This is a genomic window from Nonomuraea sp. MG754425, assembly GCF_021699195.1.
Classification (GTDB): domain Bacteria; phylum Actinomycetota; class Actinomycetes; order Streptosporangiales; family Streptosporangiaceae; genus Nonomuraea.
Map to the genome: position 1 here is coordinate 1 of NZ_SSXE01000094.1, position 19,769 is coordinate 19,769.

At 67.9% G+C, this 19,769-nt stretch carries 12 protein-coding genes; 6 read left to right on the forward strand and 6 right to left on the reverse strand.

From position 1 onward, the window contains the following. Positions 1-108: 108 nt before the first annotated feature. Positions 109-513, forward strand: a complete 405-nt coding sequence (locus FAF44_RS56465) for a tyrosine-type recombinase/integrase (protein WP_368857777.1) — start codon at positions 109-111, stop codon at positions 511-513. A gap of 157 nt (positions 514-670) precedes the next feature. Here the strand turns inward: FAF44_RS56465 and FAF44_RS55980 are convergent, their stop codons facing one another. Genes FAF44_RS55980 through FAF44_RS29255 form a run of 6 tightly spaced genes read right to left on the reverse strand, consistent with a single transcriptional unit; the run spans position 671 to position 12,834 of the window. Then, on the reverse strand, positions 671-1,747 hold the full coding sequence (locus FAF44_RS55980) for a Wadjet anti-phage system protein JetD domain-containing protein (protein WP_237106514.1): 1,077 nt from the start codon (positions 1,745-1,747) through the stop codon (positions 671-673). Beyond that, positions 1,744-6,168 carry a hypothetical protein gene (locus tag FAF44_RS29235; protein ID WP_237106515.1) on the reverse strand — a complete coding sequence of 1,475 codons (4,425 nt, stop codon included), beginning with the start codon at positions 6,166-6,168 and terminating at the stop codon, positions 1,744-1,746. The genes FAF44_RS55980 and FAF44_RS29235 overlap by 4 nt, the downstream gene beginning before the upstream one ends. 7 nt (positions 6,169-6,175) lie before the next feature. Further along, complete coding sequence (locus FAF44_RS29240; RefSeq protein ID WP_237106516.1) at positions 6,176-6,967, reverse strand: hypothetical protein; 792 nt, start codon at positions 6,965-6,967, stop codon at positions 6,176-6,178. Further along, entirely contained in the window at positions 6,964-8,415 is a 1,452-nt protein-coding gene (locus FAF44_RS29245; protein WP_237106517.1) for a hypothetical protein, read from the reverse strand. The genes FAF44_RS29240 and FAF44_RS29245 overlap by 4 nt, the downstream gene beginning before the upstream one ends. A 28-nt stretch (positions 8,416-8,443) precedes the next feature. Then, complete coding sequence (locus FAF44_RS29250) at positions 8,444-11,572, reverse strand: AAA family ATPase (protein ID WP_237106518.1); 3,129 nt, start codon at positions 11,570-11,572, stop codon at positions 8,444-8,446. Continuing rightward, a complete protein-coding gene (locus tag FAF44_RS29255; RefSeq protein ID WP_237106519.1) occupies positions 11,569-12,834 on the reverse strand; it encodes an exonuclease SbcCD subunit D in 1,266 nt (421 codons plus the stop codon). The genes FAF44_RS29250 and FAF44_RS29255 overlap by 4 nt, the downstream gene beginning before the upstream one ends. Positions 12,835-12,970: 136 nt before the next feature. Between FAF44_RS29255 and FAF44_RS29260 the strand changes: the two genes are divergently transcribed. The 5 genes from FAF44_RS29260 to FAF44_RS29280 all read left to right on the forward strand — a co-directional run bounded on the left by FAF44_RS29260 (position 12,971) and on the right by FAF44_RS29280 (position 19,523). Then, positions 12,971-13,804 carry a hypothetical protein gene (locus tag FAF44_RS29260; protein WP_237106520.1) on the forward strand — a complete coding sequence of 278 codons (834 nt, stop codon included), beginning with the start codon at positions 12,971-12,973 and terminating at the stop codon, positions 13,802-13,804. 81 nt (positions 13,805-13,885) lie between these two features. Further along, positions 13,886-15,001, forward strand: coding sequence for a hypothetical protein (locus FAF44_RS29265; protein WP_237106537.1), 1,116 nt, complete (start codon positions 13,886-13,888; stop codon positions 14,999-15,001). Further along, positions 14,998-16,500, forward strand: a complete 1,503-nt coding sequence (locus tag FAF44_RS29270) for a hypothetical protein (protein WP_237106521.1) — start codon at positions 14,998-15,000, stop codon at positions 16,498-16,500. Before FAF44_RS29265 ends, FAF44_RS29270 begins: the two co-directional genes overlap by 4 nt. Further along, the gene (locus FAF44_RS29275; protein WP_237106522.1) at positions 16,490-17,824 is read left to right on the forward strand and encodes an AAA domain-containing protein; all 1,335 of its coding nucleotides are present in this window, start codon (positions 16,490-16,492) and stop codon (positions 17,822-17,824) included. The genes FAF44_RS29270 and FAF44_RS29275 overlap by 11 nt, the downstream gene beginning before the upstream one ends. Before the next feature lie 406 nt (positions 17,825-18,230). After that, positions 18,231-19,523 (forward strand): site-specific integrase, encoded by a 1,293-nt coding sequence (locus FAF44_RS29280; protein ID WP_237106523.1) that lies wholly within the window; start codon positions 18,231-18,233, stop codon positions 19,521-19,523. Positions 19,524-19,769: the final 246 nt, after the last annotated feature.

The window sequence follows — 19,769 nt, forward strand, 5'->3', positions numbered from 1 at the left end:
GCCGTACGCGCTCCCGTCTCCTGAGTCCGGAGCTCGCGTACTCCACACAAAGCCCTCGCAGGGCCACGACCTGGGCGGATGTAATTATCGGCAGGCGCACTGCCGCCGATCCGGCTGCACGACCTACGGCACTGCGCGGCCACGCTCGCCTACGCCGCCGGGGCCGACACGAAGATGGTGTCCTCGATGCTGCACCACAGTTCCACCAATTTGACCGAGAACACATACACGACGGTGCTTCCGGAGCTTGCGCACGCCGCCGCCGAGGCGAGCGTCGCGATCGTCCCGAGGGCGGTCTCCCGAACTGGCGGTCTCCCCTCGGTCTCCCAAGAGGAGCCCGGCGACCCTGCGGATTCCGGGAGAGAGATAAAAGCCCTGGTCGGAAAGGTGAAGAGTGGTAGGGCGCCCGGGGCTCGAACCCGGAACCTACGGATTAAAAGTCGACAGATATTATGCCAGCCCATGCCAACTTGTATCTCAATGTATTACGCTGTCCATAAATGCCGTTGCTGAAAATGTCCAAGAATGCCGTCCGGTGATATGCCGTATCGGGCGCCGAAGAGCATCCGACGAGCAACCGTAGGATGGATGGCATCCCTTGACCGTTTCTATTTGCGTTCAATTTGCGAACTGACGTCTTGTATGAATGATCTCCGCATCAGTGACATCATCATAGATCGTCACGCCACGAATCATCATGGCGCAAAAGCACCGCTCCCGTGGCCTCCTGCGGCAGCCGATGTCCTGCGGTGATGACGCCGGCCGCTTGGCCGCGGACGGCCTCGGGAAGCCAGGCGACGCGTCGTTCGGCGACAATCGGATCGGTCTTCTTCGGCGCCGGTCCTCGGACGTCCTGGCCGACAAGAAGGCGGTAGAGGTCCGCGGCGGGACGGACCGGTGGAAGTCCCAGCGCCGCGGCAGTTACGTTGGCCCGCTGCGGGATGGTCAGCCCGTCCTCGTCAAGGTCGCCGTAATAGGCGATGTCGGTCACGCCGGCCAGCCTGCTGATCCGGGCGACGGATGCCTCGAAGGCGTGGCCGCCGCCGAACGCCACGTATCCGACCTGTCCGCTGCAGTGCTGCAGCAGCGTGCTGAGAGTGGTGAAAGTGTCGCTGTTCTCGATCGCCAGGACGATGCCGCCCGCGCCGACGCGTTCGTACGCCAAGGGCGGAGGGATGCGCTCGGTGGCCAGAGTGCCCAGGGTGAGGCGGCCAGGTGCGAACAAGGTGGTGGCCGTGAGCGCGTCGAGCCGCTTCTCGTCACCGAAGATCTCCAGGGAGCGCTCGCGCATCGGAACGACGGTCCGCCGTTCGTCGTCCCCGTCGGTGTCGCGCAGCCACCGGTTGACCGCCTTGAGGACATCGAGCTGCGCCGAGGACAGCGAGTCCGCGCCGACCCAGGCGAGCTCACGACGCCAGACCGTCGGCGACGGCGCGCGGGAGTGCCGGATGTCCTGCTTCGGGTGCGGCGGCAGGCGGAGCCAGCGCGGGAGCGGTGGGAGCGCGTCATCCCACCCGTTGCGGCCTCGCGGCAGTTCTGCAAGGTGATGGTCGGCGAGCTCATCCAAGAGTGCGGACAGGACGGGGCGACCCTGGGTGGTCCCCGCCGTTCCAGGGCAGGCGGTGACGAAAGCCGCGAGGATCCCGGCCTGCTCGACGCGGCGCTCCGCCATCGCGTTCAGGGTGGCCGACAGAATAGCCGCCGATTGCGAGAGCGGCCGCACGTCGGCCTCCTCACCGTCGCTCACTGGTCGTCGCCTTCCTCCTGTGTTTCGTCGTTGGTTTCGTGCTCGCGCGGTTTCACCAGCAGCCGCGCGGCGGAGATCCGGCCGGTGACGTGCAAGTGCCCTATCCCTGTACGCTGGTCGGCCTCATTTCGCAGCCGAATACACAGCGGGAAAGTAGCCAGTACTCGGTCTTCCATGTTCCCTGTGGTGTAGAGCAGCTGGACGCCGAGCGCCATGGCCATGTTCATCTGCAGGCTCAGGAGGTAGTCGGCGCTGGCCTTGCCGATTGGGTTGTCCAGGATCAGCATCCCGCCCAACCGGCTGCCGGTGCGGGCTCCCGTGCGTGTGCTGCTGCGCAGGGCGGCCAGCGTGCAGTACAGCATGATCGCGCCGGTGAGCTCCTGCCCGCCGGAGAAGATCTTGCCCATCTCGCTGATTGACGCGTACTCGGCACGGCCTGCGGCGTCGGGCTTGAGGATCTCCACTTTGAAGTCACGCGGCACCGCGGCCCCGACGCAGCGCAGCACGAGGTCTCGGCCTGCCTGGTTCGGCTGAGTGCGAGCGTTCTCGTCCAGGGCTTCGGCGATTCGCACGACTAGAGTCTGCGGCTCCGGCTTGGCGAAGCCGATCTTCAGAATCCGGCGACCGGCCCATACCCCGGCGCTCTCGGGCAGCCGCGACAGCCGCTCAGCCTTCTCCAGCAGAGCCAATGCCTCGCTGGTGTGATGCTTCAGCTGGTCGATGAGCAGTTTCCGATGGCGGTCCGAGTCCTCCAGATCGGTGCTCAGGCTCGCCGCCCGCCCGGTGAGCTCGGCTGCCCATTCCCCGGCGCGTACGGTCAGCGATACCTTGTCGATCTCGGTGACCTGCTTGTAGATCGGCGCTTTGAGCTTGCCGAACCGGTTCTGGTTGGCGGTTTCGCGGAAGTCGATGACCGCGTCGTCCACGGCTCGGTCTACATCCCGAAGGTGATCGGACGCTTTGCTGTATGCCTCGGTTGCCTTGTCCGCGGCCTGCTGCGCCTCGTCGGCGGTTCCCGCGAACGGTCCTGAGACGGGCGGGAGGTCCAGCTTGCGGACGGCGGAAGCGAGGCCGCGCTGGACGACGGCCATCTCGCGGGCCGCGGCCTCAGCACGGTGGAGCTTGCGCTCAGCGGCCAGCTTCAGCTCGGACGCCGCCTTGAGCAGCTCATCGGCCTCGGCGAGTACTCCGGTGGCCCGTTCAGTGAGCGACACGCCTTCGTCGAAGCTCGATGGCGTCCAGTCGTCGTCAAGGTTGGTCCATGGCGCTCCGTTGCGCTGGCCTGCCGAGGATGTCTCAGCCTGGAGGTGGATAACCTGCTCGTTCAGCTTGCCGTACTCGGCTTCCAGAGCTGTCACCGCGCGATCGAGTCTCCGCTTCGCGGCCTCGAGAGACGCGGAGCTTCCCGCGTCCGGGGACACGGCCAGCGCTTCGGCTCGAGCTCGGATGGCGGCCGGTTCGTCGAGCAGCTCCGCCTCTAGAGAGGAGGTCTCCCGCTGCGCGTCATCGACGCGCTGCCGCAGGTCCTGGCCCACCTCCACAGCGATGAAGGCGGCTTCAGCCTGCTCGTAGGAAATCTCCAGCGCGGCGAGATCGGCTTCGTCCGTGACTTGGCCGAACGGCTCGTTGCCGTATACGACCTTCTTGAGCCGGTCGGAGTACGCGGCGGCGTCGCGGCGGAACGACTCGGCTTGCACCGCGTATTCGGTGGCTCGGTCGCGCGACCGCTCGGCTTCCTCACGGAACTCCTGGGCCGCCTCACGATGTCCTGCGGCCTCTGCTTCGAGCTTGGCGATCTCCTGACGATTCTTGCCAGCTGCGGTGGCCTCTGCCGCGAGCCGCTCGAAGGATTCTGCGGTACGGACGTCATCAGTAGCGGCCTTTTCAGCCTCCGCCACCACCTGGGCGTGCTGGTCGAGAGCGTCAGCGGCTCGTGCGTGCCTCTCGCGGGCAGCGTCGAGCAGGGACTTGGCCTCGGCTGCGGCGACCGACGCCGCTTGTGCCGCCGAGCGCAAGCGCTCCGCGTCACCTGCCGGATGCTCGCGAAGCCACTCACCGAGCCTGTGGTTGAGCTCAAATGCCGCTTTCCGGAGCTCAGCGAGTTCGTGGAGCGTGGAGGCTCGGCCCTGGATACGGACCCGTGCCTGCTCACGCAGCGCGGCGGCGGCCTCCGGATCGTGCAAAGCGGGTGTCGGCTCTACGACGAACCCGATGCCCACCTCCTCTGTACTCCCCTCGAACGACGCGTTGGTGGCGACAAGCACCGCTGCCGGCGGCAGCGGGCGTGCTTCGGCGAGCACCGCCCGCGCCTTGTCCAGGGTCAGCTGGTCGGCCACGACGATGCCGTCGACCAAAGCGGGGCGGGCTTGGATGATTTCGGCATGCAGGCGAGGATTGACCAGTTGCTCCAGCGCTCGCCAGCCCGCTGTCGCGGCGATCTCATGGTCTGCCAGTACCCGCAACAGGTCCTCGACCGCCTGGCGCGGCGGCATGAGCGCCTCGTCCTCGGCGATCAGCGCTTCGATCAGCCGCTGGTCCGCCTTGTTGTCGGCGGTCAGCGTGTCCAGCCGGTCCTCGGTCGATCTCTGCCGCGCGGTGGCCAGGTTGCCGAGCGCGGAGGCGTTCGTCTCCAGCCACAGGGTGGGATCGCCGCCGGGAACCTCCTCGTCGTTACCGAGTTCGGCGAGTTCGCGCAACAACGTCTCCGCGGTGAGCTCCCCTGCCACGCCTTCCATGCCCTCGACCGTTCGGACCGCGGCCTCGACTGCCTGGCGCGCCTCCATCTCGGGCTCGAGCAGCCGGCGCGCGGTCTCCTCGAGCGCGCGGATCTCCAGCTTGAGCTGCTTGTCGGCTTCACGATGCCGCGCTGCCCTGGTCGTGCTCTCCTTTGCTTTGGCGCGTAGTCGGGCATCGGCTTCACGGACGCTCTCGCCTTCCTCCAAGATGCCCTGCTCCCGCGCGGCCTCCACGCGGCGATCCACCTCCTCGACCTGCCTGGCCAGCAGTTCGGCGCGGACGGTGTTCGAGGTGGCCTGTCGTTCGTCCTCGCCCGCGCGGCGGTCTGCTATTGCTGCGTCCGCCTTGTCCTTCGCACTCTTGACTGCCAGGTCGTCCCCCTGCGCAGCGCAACGCTGTGCGGCACGGTGAAGGGCGCTTCCGAATGTGGCCCCGGCACGGTCGCGGCGGAGCCGTGCGACTCCCGCGGCCTGCTCGGCGGCGTCCAGCAGTTCGCTTGCGACCTTGTACTTCTCGCGTGCGGTGGCGGCCTTCAGCAGCTTGGGGACCAGCGTCCAAGCGGCCAGTTCGGTGCGGTCATCAGCAAGCTGTCGCTCGGCCTCCTGAGCCTTGACGCGCGCCTCGTCACGGCGTAGGGCCAGGGTCCTGCGCCGCACTTCCTTGTGGATCAGGTCTGCCTGGTCGCAGGCCTGCTGCCGTACCTCGGCGTTCTGCTTCGCGGTCTTCACATCTGCCTGGTGGGCTGGCAGCGCGTCCTCGGTGCGCTGGACGGTCTCCTTTAGCTCAGCCGCGAGCCGTGCCAGGGCCGCTGCTGAGGTCTGGGCCTCCTTGGCCGCCGCGACCTGCTCGGCACGCCGCGCGGCGAGGCGATGCGCAACTGCCGCAGTGGCGGTGGAGAAGTCGCGGTCCAGCAGCAGCTGCTCGCGTCGTCCGATGTTGCCGGAGTATTTGGCGAAGGCGTTGCCCAGCTCGGTGTAGTTCTCCGCGTCCAGCGCCTTGCTCAGCAGCCACTCGACGAACTGGCGGCCGGTGGTGGTCTTGAACGCCTCGGCCGCGTCGCCCTCGTCGACGTTCATCGCCTGTTGTACTGCGAACAGGTCCGGTTCCAGGCCGAGCCGACGCAGATGGTTTTCCCATTCGCCCTGCCGCTTCTCGATCTCCACGTGCAGCGACTTGTCGGCAGCGTCCAGGCGCTTGAGCGCGTCGTGGAAGGCGTTCATTGGGAGCCGCCGTCGGCCTTCGGCGAATGGCAGGCTGGCTAGGGTCGTATCTTCGCCGGGGTTGAAGGAGTAGAACAGCCGGTCGAGCTTGCCGTCCGCGAGGGGGGACAGCGCCTGGCCGGTCACCAGCGTCTCACCGGTGCGGACATTCACCCATTCCAGCACCACGTGGGAGGGCGCTGCCGCGGACACCACGTAGGCGCGCAACGCCTCACGGCCTTTACGGGACTGGCGTTCGGGAAGCACTGTGGACAGCAGCATCCGGATGAACACGGACTTGCCGCCGCCGTTCTCCAGCACCAGCAGGGTTGCCGGAGCCGGGCGCCGGAACAACTGTCCGGGCGACTGGATCAGGGTACGGGCTGCGATCGGCGGGCCGCCGTCGGACAGGTCCAGCACAACATCGTCGTAGCGGGCGCTGCTTGGGCCGATGTTGTAGAGACGGACGCGGTTCAGCTCATACATCGCTGGATCAACTTCCTGACTCGGTCGAAGCGGGGGGCTCGTCACCCGGGCTGTTGTACGTTGGCTTGCCGTCCAGACCGACGGCGATCCCGAGCGCGGCCAGTTCGCCGAGCATCTGCTGGCCGGCCAGTTCTCGTACCTGGATCTGGTATCGGGCCGTGGTGGTGTAGGTGCCGCCGTTCTCGTTGCCGGCGCGCCGTAGCATGCCGTTGTCGGCCAGGTACTCGGCGACGCGCTTGGTGATCGCGTGTCTGCTCTTGGGATGGGCTCGAGCGTCTCCGGTGGGAGCCACCGGGTTGCGCCGCTGGTGGTAGCGCCATAGCTGTACGAGATCCGGCTGACCGGCTGGGACTCCGTCGTCCTCGCCGGTCTCGGCCGCCCGGTGTTCCAGCTCTTTGGCCGCCTGGTCGACCATCTCGTCGACGTGACGGATCGTGACCCGGCCGACATGGGCCTCGTCATCGAGATCTTCTGGCCGGTAGTAGGCGAGCGCGGCGATGGCCAGGTGCGCCAGCGCCGCGATCGGGCGATCGGCGACCTGTTTGATGTGGTCGGCGACGCTGGCGGCGAACTGCGTCTCAGGTGTAGTCCCGAACACGAGCCCGGCCCGTGGGTCGACCGCGATAACGGTCAGGTCGAAGCCGCGCGCAGCGGCGTGCAGCAGTCGGGCGAACGCGGCGTCTACACGGTAGCGGCCCACCAGCGTGGCGTACTCGGCGTTGCGCCGGTGCGTCAGCCCGGACTGAAATCCGAAGGCGAGCAGCCTGCAGGCCGCAGCCAGGTCCTCGAAGTCGCTCATGCTTCTCCCTCCAGACCGTTCACGATCGGGCTACGTACGACCAGCAGGTCATTTCCGGCGAAGACCTCGTCGTCTAGTTCCTCGTTGTCCGCCAGCGCGGCCAGCGTCGTACGGTGCTCGGCGTCGTGGCGTGGCGCCCCGAACAGACCCAGCACCTGCAAAGCCAGCAGGTGGTCGGTATTGCAGGAACCGGGACGGCGTGCCGCCTTCAGCAGTGCGGACAGCCGGATGCCGTCGGCACGTGCCAGCAGCGATTCGACGGCTGTGTACTGGTCGTCGGAGAACACCGGGGCGTCCTCGGCTCCGCCGAACTCTGGCTCGATGATCAGGCCGTCTTCGCTGTCCTGCTCGTCAGGCAACGTCATCAGACCTGTGATCAAGTCCGGGAGGTAGACGACCGCGGGCCGCCGCGGTGGCGTCGCCGCGCCGGCGAACCCCTCCAGCAGCGGAAAGGCCTGCCGTAGTGACAGCTCTAGGACCGGGTCCAGCAGCTGGTGTGCGAGATCGACGTAAGACCGGCTCGGCGGCGGTACGAAGATCTGCCGCTCCTGTTCCGCGCGAAACTTCTCGCCTACCTCTTGGAGGTTCGCCTGCAACGTCGCGTGCCTGCGCAGGCACTTCTCGAGAATCGCGATCAGCTCGGCGGCCTGAGCCGGTGTGGCTTCCTCCGTGCTGTTGTCCATCATCCGGACCAAGTTGTCCTTGATGACGCTCTCGGCGTTGATGCGGTCCTCGATGTGCTCCAGCGCCTCCGTCTGGATCCGTCGGACGTCACGGACCCAGTCCACCGAGCGCACGTCCCTGCGCATCCCCTCCAGCCGAGTACGGATGTATTCGGCATACTGCACCGTGCGGCGCAACGCCATCTCCGCTGCGCGGTGGGCGTCGGCCAGCCGTCCGCGCCTCACGAGCGCCTCCAGCTTGGCATCCGCCGCGACCTGCTCGGAAGCGATGTCGATGTCCACCGCGCCGACCAGCATCGCGATCGCCTCGTTGGAAGCGCGAAGTCGTGGCCGTCCGTCGGGGCCGACGACTTCGCGCAATAGCTTGAAGGAGAACTCGTGCGAGACGTACGTGCCGTCCAGTACGAGGCCGTACATGTGGCTGAAGTCGCGATCAACCGTGCCGACGTTCACTAGGCTGTCCAGGATCCAGCGCGCCACATCGGTGTGTTCGTCGAGGCCGCGGGCGGGCATCTGGAGCTCCGCTACCCGTATCACCGCCGTCACGACGTCCTCGTGGCGGGCGCCGTCTTCGAAGTCCATCTTCAGCGTGACGGTGTCGATGGCTGTGAGCGCCAGCTCCTCCATCTGGTACCCGCCCCAGTCCCGCGACGTGAGCAGAGGCTTGCGGCGTTCCAGGTCGAGGACCGGATCGGCGACGGCCAGCGCCTTCACCCGCGTGGCCAGACCCAGCGTGTCCCGGCTGGGCCTGTGCGCTTCTGACATGAGGTTTCCTCCCTTCCTCTCCGGCCAGCTATGCCTGCATCTGCAGGCCGCTGGACAGGTCAGCCTGCAGCAGCTCGTCGCGTTCTGCCTGGGTCATCCAGCGCGCCGTGGAGCCAGCAGGCCCGTTCTCCACCCACAGGACGTCATCGATGGCTTCGGCAACGGCGTGCAGGTGGCTGATCACCATGACGAGCCGGTCGCCGCCCGCCTGGGAGCGCAGTACGTCCAGCGCCGACGCCAGCGCCGTGGTGTCGAGGGTCGCGAAACCTTCGTCGAGGAAGAGCGATCCCAGTCTCGGGCCGCTGCGTGAGTGCAGTTCGGCGAGCGCCAGCGCGAGAGCGAGCGAGGCCAGGAACTTCTCCCCGCCGGACAGCCGGTTGGGGTGGTGAACGACGCCGGAGCCCCTGCTGATGATGTCGAACCCGTCAGCGAAGCCGAACCGCTGGTCGGTCAGCTGTCCGAGCAGGTCGCTCGCCACGCCCAGCAGGGCACGTGTGCGCAGCATGGTGAGGTGGCCGAGAAACTTGGCGTCGACGAGTTCTTTGCGCAGCACTTCCAGCGCGTCGAAACGGGCTTCGCCTGCCGCAATGGCAGCGTCCAGGTTGGCTGCGGGAACGATCAGGTCTTCCGCGCCGTGTTGCTCTTTACGCCATCCTTCTGCCTCCGCGCCAGCTTTCGCCGCTGCGGCTACGAGAGGGTGCAGCAGCTGGGGGGCCATCAGGTCGCCGGGCTGGAAGCCGTCGACGTCGGCGACCTCGGCGGCGTTCTCCCGCAGGCCGGCCAGCGCGACGTCGGCTTGGGCCGTACCGATGGCGGACGCCTGGTCGAGCTCGGCACCGAGTGCTTCAGTGATCTTCGACAGTTCGGTGGCGAAGAGACGAATTTCGGCAATCCCGGAGTCGACGGGAGCCTGCGGTGCGTGGTGTCGGCCTTGGACGCCGAGGTGGTTGATCGCCTGCTTGACAGCCTGCGCCCAGTCGCTCAGGGCTGCACACAGCTTGTCCAGCGGCTGTTCCACAGCGGTGCGCGCCTCCTGGTCCAGTGCGCGCTGCTGAGTGAGGACCTCGGTCTTCTCCGCTCGCGCGGCTTCAAGCTGCTCGATAAGGCGCTGGATCTCGGCCAGGTGGGTCGCTACAGTGGCAGCCGCCGCTGCCGCGGCGTCTGCCCGGACTTCGATCGCTTCCTCAGGCAGCATCGCCAGGACGTGCACCGGCAGTGCCTGCACGTCAGCGGCGAGACGGCCCACAGCGCCCAAGTACCGGTCGGTGGCGGTATTGGCGTCGTCGATCGCCTGCTCGTGCGCGCTCTTTCGCCTTTCGAGCGCTTCTCCGTCGGCTTCGAGCCTTGCGGTATGTCCGAGGGCTTCGGCCCGCTTCCGGTCGGCGGCGGCGGTGGCCTCCAGTTCGCACACTGTGATCATTTCGATGATCGTCGTGGTGTGCTGTTGCTCATCGGCGGCTGTCAGCCTTTCAGTGGCGGACTCGGCGTCGAAGTCTCCCTCGGCCTCCAGGACGAGAGCCGCGAAGCCCTTCAGGGCGTCCGCCGCCTTCGCCTGAGCCTCCTGGGCGTCCTGCAAAGCACGCTGGTGATCCCCTTCACGGTCGAGTTCGGCCTGGTCGGCCGTGATCACGGCTGCGCGGGCTTGGGCCAACCGTCCGGAGATCTCGTCCTGCGCGGCTTCGGCCTCGCGCAGCCGCTCCCTGCCGCCGTGCAACTCCGTGGTGTAGCTCTCGGTTGCGGACGTGAAGTCGGTAGGGATGGTCTGGTTGCACACGGGACAGCCGTCGCCTGGGTGCAGTTCGGCAGCGATCCCGGCTGCCTTGTCGCGGAGAAGGAGCGCGTCAAGCTGTGCCGCGGCGGTTGTGAAGCGTTCCTTGACGGCGAGGGCCTCTCCTTCCAGGACTCCGACGTTGTGGCGGGCGGTCTGGCAGGCGCCTGCTGCGGTGGCGTACTCGATCGCGGTACCGGCGGTGGCGCGGGTCGCCGTGGCAGCGGCGGCCACCAGGGGCCGGGCCGTGGCCGCGCTCTTCCGGACCCTCTTGCTCGCTTCCGCGGCATCCTCGGCGGCGCGTGTCAGGGGTTCCGCGTTGGCTGCTCGTATGGCCAGGTCCGCATCCGCCGCGGCGATGGCAGCGCCGTCCGCGGCGAGCCGTCTGTTCAGCTCGGTGAGCCGGTCACGCTCACGCCGATGGTCCTCGGCGCGCGTCGCGAGGTCTTCCAGAATTACGGCGGACCTGCGAAGCTCCTTGTCGCCGGCGTCGGCGATCGCCTTGGTCAGCTGCCCCTCTGCCCGTGCCGCATCGTCGTCGCGCCGGTTCAGGAGGTCGCGACGTGCCGCGATGCGGGCGGCGATGGGCTCGAGGTCGCGCAGCACGGCATCGGCGTCTGCCACGGCACGTGCCGACAGGTCCTCGGCTACGGTGGCGGCCGTCTCCGCCGCGGTGCGAGCCCGGATGGCTTCGGTCTGCAGAGCCGAGATGCGATCGACAGCAGTGATGAGAAACGCGGCGCGAGCCTCGGCGGCGTCAGCGGCCCCAGCCGCAGCCGCCGCGGCCTGCTGCGGGTCCTCCGGCATGGTGGCGCGCTTGACTTTCGCGGCGCTGATCAGCGACTTGAGTGAGGTGGACCGGCTACCGGCCAGCTTCTGGACGGATTCCAGAGACTCGACGCCGAACAGCTCCCGCAGCCGCTCACTCCGCTCCGTCTGGCCCGCGGTGAGGAGCTGGTCGAACTTGCCCTGCGCGAGCAGGCCGACGCGCATAAAGGTCTTGAATCCCATCTGCAGGATGGCCTTGATGCGGTCGTCGACCTTGACGGCGTTGTCTAGTTCCTCGCCAGTGTCGAGGTTCCTCAGGTGGTGCCGGGCCGCGTTCGGGTTGGTGGCGTGCAGGATGCGCTGCACGTGCCAGCGCTGGGTGCCCTGCAGGAATGTGAGCTCCACGCTCATGGCCTGGGCGCCGTCGGCGATGAGCTGCCGTGCTTCTCTGGTCTCCCAGGAGCTCTTTCGGAACAGCGCATAGGTGACGGCGTCGAGGAGGCTGGTCTTCCCCGCGCCGGTGTCGCCGAGCGCCGCAACCAGGCTCTTGCCGGTGAAGTCGATGGTGACGGGGGCGGGGTAGCTGCGGAATCCGGTCAGAGACAGCTTCTGCAGTCTCATCGGCTGGCCTCCTGCTCGCCCGCGAGCGCGGCAGTCAGCAGCGTCTCCTTGCAACACGGTGCGGGGTCCTCGAGGTCCGGTTCGGCCCGCAACTGGGCGAAGGTTTCCATGGCACGGTCCAGAACCAGGCCGGTGATGCCGCGGCTGGGCAGGTAATCGCGAAGCAGGTCATCGACGCCAGGCAGTTCCTGGACTGTGACCTCACGGTCCAGGAGACGGCCTACGGACTCGGGACGGCGTTCCTCGATGGCGACGACCGTCGCCGCCGGCACCATCTTCGCGATGGTATCCGCCAGTGACGGGGTGGGGGCGTCGACGTTCACCACCGCCTTCACCCAGGCGTCGCCGACGCGGCCCGCGCGCTGCTCGATCTCTTCGAGCGTGCCCTCCAGGCGGACCAGGCGGCGGCCGGAGTCGAGCGGCGCGAGTTCGATGCGCGGCGCGTGCCCCGGAGCGATCTCCGCCAGGACGACGCTTTTGATGTCACGGGTCTCGCCGAAGTCCAGCTGCAGCGGACTGCCCGCGTAGTGGGCGGGAAACCCGGCGCGGGCGACGGGCTGCGGCTTGTGGATGTGGCCGAGAGCACCGTAGTCAACCGCGGGAAGGTCGGCGGTGGCGACCGCATAGTCGGCATCGACGGAGAAGCGCCGCTCGGAGTGCGAGGGCATGGCGCCTTCGACGAACAGGTGGGCGGCGAAGATCAGAATGTCGCGTGCGGAACGCCCCGCCGCCAGACGGTGGTAGACATCGGCCTGGACGGCACGCATCCGCCGGGCGTACGCGGCCGTCGCCATGGCGGGGTCGGCGAAGTCGTAGACGAACCTGTTGGGATGCAGGTACGGCAGCGCGCCCACCCGCAGGGTCAGTTCACCGGCTCCGGCAGGGTACTCGGCCATCAGCAGCCCGTCGGGGCGGGCATCGGTGGCGAATCGCATCTGGACCTGGTCCGCCTCCCGGTGGCCCATGTCGTTGAGGATGAAGTGCAGGAACGCCAGCACGTTGGCGGTGTCGTGGTTTCCCGCCACCACCACCGTCGGTGCGATCGCCTCGAGGCGGCGCAGCGCTTGGGCGGCGCGGCGCATGTCGTCCAGGCCCGGTCGCGGGCTGTCGAACAGGTCGCCGCTGTGCACGATCACGTCGGGGGAGAAGTCGGCGGCGATCTCGATGATCTCGTCCAGGACGGCGTCGAATTCATTGTCGCGCCGGTGACGGCCGATTTGGCGGCCGAGATGCCAGTCGGAGGTGTGGAACACACGTCCCATCACGGGAGCCTCCAGGGGAAGAGTCCGCGGGACAGCGCAAGCAGCGCAGCCACGGTCGGAGGAGCTGATGTAGCAGACCGTACCTGAGACTCTGGAGAAAATCTGGAACTCTCGGGAACTCTGGTAGAGTCGAGCCATGAGTGATCCGCTGGACGCCTTGGAGACGAGCATTAGCGTCCTGCGCCGCGCGATCCGCGATGCCTCTGCAGTCGGCGACACTGAGCGCGCCGGCGAACTGCGCGCTCAGCTCCGCCGTGCCGAGCGGGCCTGGGATGTGCTCATCGCCGACGGCCCCCCCACCCCGCTGGCGGCGGGCTCCGACCCGGTGCTGGGAGGCACGCAGGGCTCGATGCTGCCGGCACGCGAGCACGTGCACCGTTCGCTGGTGCTGCTGGGAATCCCGGCCGCGCCCAAACTGATCGTGAGCGTGCACGAGGCGTTCTTCCCTGGCGAGCTGTCCGCTGCCAAGCTGTCTAGCCTGCGCCGCGACGAGGAGCGGTCCTACCGGTCGGCGCCCGGCGCCCGGCCGTACTACCTGTGCCCCGCGCTGACCCACGACCTGCTGTCCCCGGTGCGCGCCCTGATCACGATCAGCACGTGGACACTGGAGCAGCGCGTCATGGGCCCGCTGTCCCCGCGCGTCGACTTCCTCACGGCCGCGATGCGCATCGCCGAGACGGTGCACACCGCGGCCAGGTCGTCGGGAACAGGGCCTGGCGCGGCGGCGCTGCGACTACTCTGGCAATTCGCCGCGAACATCCCTGGCGCGACGCCCGCCGGGCCAGCTGTCCACGACGCCGCGGCCGACCCGCACCTGGTGATCTCCGCGGCTCGAGCTGAGCTGGATGTGCACGCCGACGCCGACCGCGCCACCCGAGCCGAAGCCGCGCGGCGGGCTCGCAAACGGCTCGGCGAGGACTCGCAGCTGTTCGGCACGCCCCTGCGGAACGTCAGACGCCTGCAGGCTTAGACCTGACCTTCTCCCGTCAAGATCCGTCTTCCCGATGAGGATCCCCACACCGTGAAAGCAGCAGTCGACGCACGCTTGGACGTGCTGCGCGGATCCGCCCCGCGCCTGACCTACAGCGCCAGGTCGCTGGCCGCGCTGGAGAACAACCCGCGCTGCACCCTGCGCGCTGTCCTGGACGCCTCCGGCTCCAACAAGACCGACATCGCCAAGCACGCAGGCTACGAACTGCCCTTCGGCCAATCCCCCTTCGCGATCACTCGCGGCAACTCCTTCGAGGCGATGGTGAAGGCCAACGGCTGCGCTGAGCTGCTGCGGGTTCTGCGTGACATCCTGCAGCTGCCCCTGCCGGAGGCGGGCTACCAGGACCTGAACGACGTCGGCGGCGACGGCCGATCGGAGATCCGCCACGCCCGTACCAGACAGCTGCTGGTGCGGACCGCTCAAGGGCTGGGCGACGGCACCTTGTTCGACCACCCGATGCTGCTGCTCCGGGTCGGCGGACATGCCGCGTTCCTGGAACCGGACCTGGTGGCCTTCCGCATCGGCGATCGCTTCCACGTAGTGGAGATCAAGAGCTTCCCGATCATCGACGGGCGGGGTGACCCGGCGCAGGTACGGGCGGCCACGACGCAGGCGTGCGCGTACATCATCGCGCTGCGCGCCATGCTCGCCGAGGCCGGCATCGGTCCGGAGGCGGTGTCCGAGACAATCGTCCTGGTCGCGCCCAAAGACTTCACCAACCGCCCGGCCGCGGCGTTCGTCGACGCTCGCAAGCAGGTGGCCACCCTGACCAGGCAGCTAGCGCGCATCGAGCGCATCGGCGACCTGCTCGACCTCCTGCCTGACGGCCTCACCTTCACCATCACCGACGAGGCCGGGCTGCCGCGACCGGTCGGCGAGCTTGTTGAAGCTTTGGACCAGGTGCCGGCGACCTACCGGCCGGACTGCTTGAACCACTGTGAGATGGCCTTCTACTGCCGAGCCCGGGCGCGCGACGGCGGGTCGCTGGACGTGCTCGGGCCGGCGGTGCGTGAGCAACTCGGCGGCATCGACACCGTGACCATGGCCTTGGGCCTGGCACGCGGGAAACTGCGGCCGAACGACGAGCAGGTCGAGATCGCCGCCTCCTTGCGGCACGCGGCCCGGCTGCGTGCCGAGTTGCGGTCCACCGCCGGAACCCCGGGAGCTGCGGCGTGAGCAAAGTGTCCGCGCTGGCGCGCCTGGAAGCGATGGAGACGATGGCCGCGGTACAGCTGACCGAGTTCCGCCACCGGCGCCTGTCCGACCATCCCCTGGTGATCGTGCCGCTGACGATGGCAGGAGAGGCAGGCGCACCGCTCGCGGCGATGGTCGGCTCCGCCAAGAGGTCGCCGAAGCTGCTGGTCGTGGCGCAGCCGCGCAACCGGGATCAGCGCTTCGCGTTCGCCGCCGAGCTCGGCGGGATCGTGATGGACTACATCGACCACTGCCGCCGCGACCGCCGCGCGAGCACTTCTCGCGGTAAGGACGCCGCCTCTTGCTACACCGATGCCCCGCAGGTCCTGGTTCCCAACCTTGGCGGTGTCAAGGCGTTGGCCGACCTCGGCCGGACTTGCCGGTTCCGCAAGACCATAGGCCCTTACCCCGTGGCGGATGTCGTTCCGCGGCTCGGCATGTGGCTGACGTTCCTGGTGGAGTCGGCCGAGCAGGCAGGCACCTCGATGCTGCTGCCGGTCACTGGCATGCTCAGCGAGCACTGGGCCACCGGTCAGAGCGTGCTAGAGGACCAGAACCTCGCTTCGCTGATGGCGTGGATCGCTCCACCCGACGGCCTGGATGTCGCACAGGCCATGGCCGACGCGGAGAACCCGGACGTGTGTCCGCCTGCCGGTCCTGCCACGGCTCCGAGTTTCGACAAGTACTACCTGGAACCGGCGATCAAGCGGTTCGCCACGGCTGATCCGCTGGCGGCGGCCGCCGCAGAGGCTGAACTGCGAGAGCTGATCGCCGACCAGATCAAGCCTACGTGGCGGTTGATGTGGCAGGCGATCTCCTTGCTGCGCGGCGTCCCTGAGGCGCCGCGTGCCGCAGCGCGTTTCGAGCGCGACCGCGCGTCCTTCACCGCGTACTCCGACTACCAGGACGCTGGCGGCCTGCCGCAGCGCAAGCAGGACGCCCCGATCGGCGCGGCCAGGCGGCTGAGCCGACTGGAACGAGCCTTGGCCGACTTCGAAGCCGACATGGCGTTCGATGACTCGTATGTACTGGCCGACCGGCGCAGCGTCGGAGAGGCGTTCGCCGGGACGGTGGTGGCGGCCGAGCCCGGCCGGATCGTCACCACGGACAAGAACAGGCGGGTGCCCAGGCCGCTGGTCACCGTCCGCACCCAGGACCCCACTCGGCTGGCTGCCGGCACCAAGCTGATCAGCCCGTCCATGCTGGCGAGCCACCGAGCGCTCGTCGTCTCGACGGTCCCGGACGGGGACACGAGCCTGGTCACCGTCGAGATCGTCGGCGGCATGGGCCAGGGCCTCGTTCCGAAGCCGGGATCCGTACCCGCCGAGGGCCAGCAAGTCACCTACCTTCCCGACCCCGGCTGGCGGCCCATGCCGGTGTTCCCGGACAACGATCGGGTTCCATGGACGCACGCCGCTGCGGCCGACGACACGGACGAAGTCCACAAAGCCGCCACAGAGGAATGGGGCGATGATGACTGACAACGACGCGACTGCCAGGGCCGACGCGGCCGTCGCAGAAATTCTGGCCGACCTGTCCGGCAGCAGTCACAAGGCGGTGGTCGTCGACTCCCCGCCCGGAGCAGGCAAGAGCACCCTGGTGGTCCGCGCCGCCGGAGAGCTGGTCGACGGCGGTGAACGCCCGATCGTCGTCGCCCAGACCAACAACCAGGTCGACGACCTGGTCGTGCGGCTGGCCGCCGCACACCCGAATCTCTCCATCGGACGGCTCAGCAAGGGCGGGTACGCTCCGCCGCCGGGCGTGAGCGATCCGGCGAACACGTCCGTCGGCACCACTGTGTCCGACTTGAATAGTTGCGAGATCATTGTCGGCACGTCGGCCAAGTGGGCCACAGTCCGCGACGGAACGTTCGGCTGGGCGATCCTGGACGAGTCCTACCAGATGCGCTCCGACACTCTGCTGCAGATCGTCGAGCGTTTCGAGCGCGGCTTGTTCGTCGGCGATCCTGGACAGTTGGACCCGTTCACCATGGTCGGCACCGAGCGGTGGATCGGACTGCCGCACGACCCGACACTCAACGGTGTCTCAGTGATGCTGGCCCACAATCAGGGCATCCCCGAGCATCGGCTGCCGGTGTCCTGGCGCCTGCCGCCCTCCGCCGCCCCCACCATCTCGGAGGCGTTCTACCCGTTCACGGGCTTCACCGCGGGCACCAGCCCCGGAACGCGCGCCCTGGAGTTCCGTACTGCCGCCTTCGGCAACACGGACCTGGACGAGACCTTGGCGATGGCGTTCACCACCGGGTGGGCGCTGCACGAGTTGCCGCGCCGCCACGTCCCGCGCACTGACACCGAGACCATCCTGGCGGCCACAAGACTGGCCGCCAGGATGCTGGAGCGCGGAACCCTCGCCACCTGCGAGCGGCATCCCAGTGGCCGGGTCCTGGAAGCCACCGACCTCGCCATCGGCGTCGCCCACCGCGACCAAGCCGACCTGGTCCGGACCGCATTCGCTCGGACCGGCAACTCGGCCCTGTCACGTGTGGCGGTCGACACGGCCAACCGGCTGCAGGGCCGCGAATACGAGGTCGTCATCGTCGTGCATCCGCTGTCCGGCCGCCGGGACGCGACCTCGTTCCACCTGGAAGCCGGACGGCTGTGCGTGCTCACCTCCCGGCACCGGCAGGCGTGCATCGTCGTCGCGCGCGAAGGCATCGTCGATCTCCTGGACAGCCACTCCTCGACCGACCCTGTGCATCTATCGGTGCCGGCGAAGTTCCCCGACGGCTGGGAGGCTAACCAGGTCGTGATGAGTAAGCTCGCACAGCACCGCGTCGCGGCGTAGCTGGCGCGCTTCCGGTAGATGAGGGTCTGGATGTCGAGACTCATCTCGCAGTCGGTGCTGAAGTTAGTAGTCCTGTGCTCCTTGGAAGAGCTCCTAGGGCATCTTCTGGGGCTTGACATAGGAGAGTAGCTTCCAGGCGTCGGGCCTGCCCAAAAGGATCCCGCCTGGCCGAAGACCGGCTGGAAAACTGGTGGTGTTGCGGAATGCGGCGGAGAAGGAGGCGGCCCGCTCGAAGGCGAGCTGCGCGAAGCGGCCAGGCAGGTCGGACATGATGACCGGGTCGTCCTCGGGCTACTAGGCGTACGCGTCGATCATGCAGCGCTACCAGTGGGGTGCGAAACATTGCCTGAGCGACGTCATGTCTTCCTAGTTCGCCCGTCTTGCGGAAGAGGGAGAGGGGAGCAAGATGGGCGAGCCTGTGGTGTACAAGCGGTGTGGTTGCGCGGATCGGGACAGGAACTGCCCTGAACTGGCTGATGAAGGTCACGGTTCGTGGTACTTCGCGATCCAGGTACTGGGTCCGACCAGAAGTAGAGTGCGGACGCGGCGGGGTGGATTTCACACCGCAGAGGACGCCATGCGAGCTGCTCGCGAACTCGCCGCCGCCGATAGCCCCGGTGTGGTGAGCGCAGCATGCACCGTGGCGCAGTGGTTGCGTCACTGGCTGACCACCCTCCAGCCCGTCCGCGAGCGTACCCGGCAGGGCTACGCCGATCACGTCCGGATCCATCTGATCCCCGGCTTGGGCCTGGTCCGGCTGGCGGAGCTGTCGCCGGTCGACTTGCGTCGCTTCTTCGCCGGCTTGGCTCAGCGGCGCAATCGGTACGGCAAGGCGCTGTCTCCGTCCACGGTGCAGCGGGTCCACGCCACGTTGCGGGCGGCACTCAACGAGGCGATCCGCGAAGGTCTGATCGACACGAACCCGGCGCGCCGGTTGCGTCTGCCGCATGTCCGGCGTCCCCATGCCCAGGTCTGGACCCGGGGCCGGGTGGCGGTGTGGCGGGCCACGGGTGAGCGTCCAGCGGTTGCGGTGTGGACGACCGAACACCTGACGGGGTTTCTGGACTACGTCCGCGAGGACGTGTTGTATCCGTTGTGGTGGCTGGCCGCGTTGCGCGGTCTGCGCCGCGGCGAGCTCGCCGGGCTGCGGTGGACGGACGTCAGCCTGGAGACCCGTGAGCTTACGGTCGTGCAGCAGCTCATTCACGTCAACGGCCGGCTAAGAGTTGTCCCGCCCAAGAGTGAGGCGAGCCAGCGCACGATCGCCCTGGACATCGAGACGATCCGCCTGCTGCGCTGTCATCAGCAACGCCAGCACCTCAAGGGACTCGATACCGCTGGCTGGGTGTTCACCCGCGCGGACGGCCAGCCGATACGACCGGACTACCTGACCTACCGGTTCCGGTACCTGGTGACCGCCAGCGGCCTGCCACCGGTACGGCTCCACGACCTACGACACGGCGCCGCCAGCACAGCGTTTGCCGCGCACGTGGACTTGCGCACGGTCCAGGGGCAACTCGGGCACGCCAGCATCGTGCTGACCTCCGACACCTACACCTCGGTCCTGCCCGAACTCCATCACGAGGCGGCGGAGGCCACGGCACGCCTGGTCCTCGCCACAGCGCGAAGAACAGGTCATAGACTGCGAAAGCGGACGATCCAGCTCCGGCGCCGCCCCACGAACCGGCCGCCACGCTGACTGCTTTGCCGGAAAGGTCTGGTGGTGTCCGTTTGTCCCAGACGTGACCCAGCTATGACCCACCTCATGATTCTTTGATCAAGAGGTTGGCGAATCTGCAGGTGGGAGTGGTAGGGCGCCCGGGGCTCGAACCCGGAACCTACGGATTAAAAGGCCCGATGCTAGCCTGTATCGCGGGCCGAAGAGCATTCACCGAGCATGTAACCATGACGTCGGTGGCGGTACCCCGATGCCGATGGCATGGTC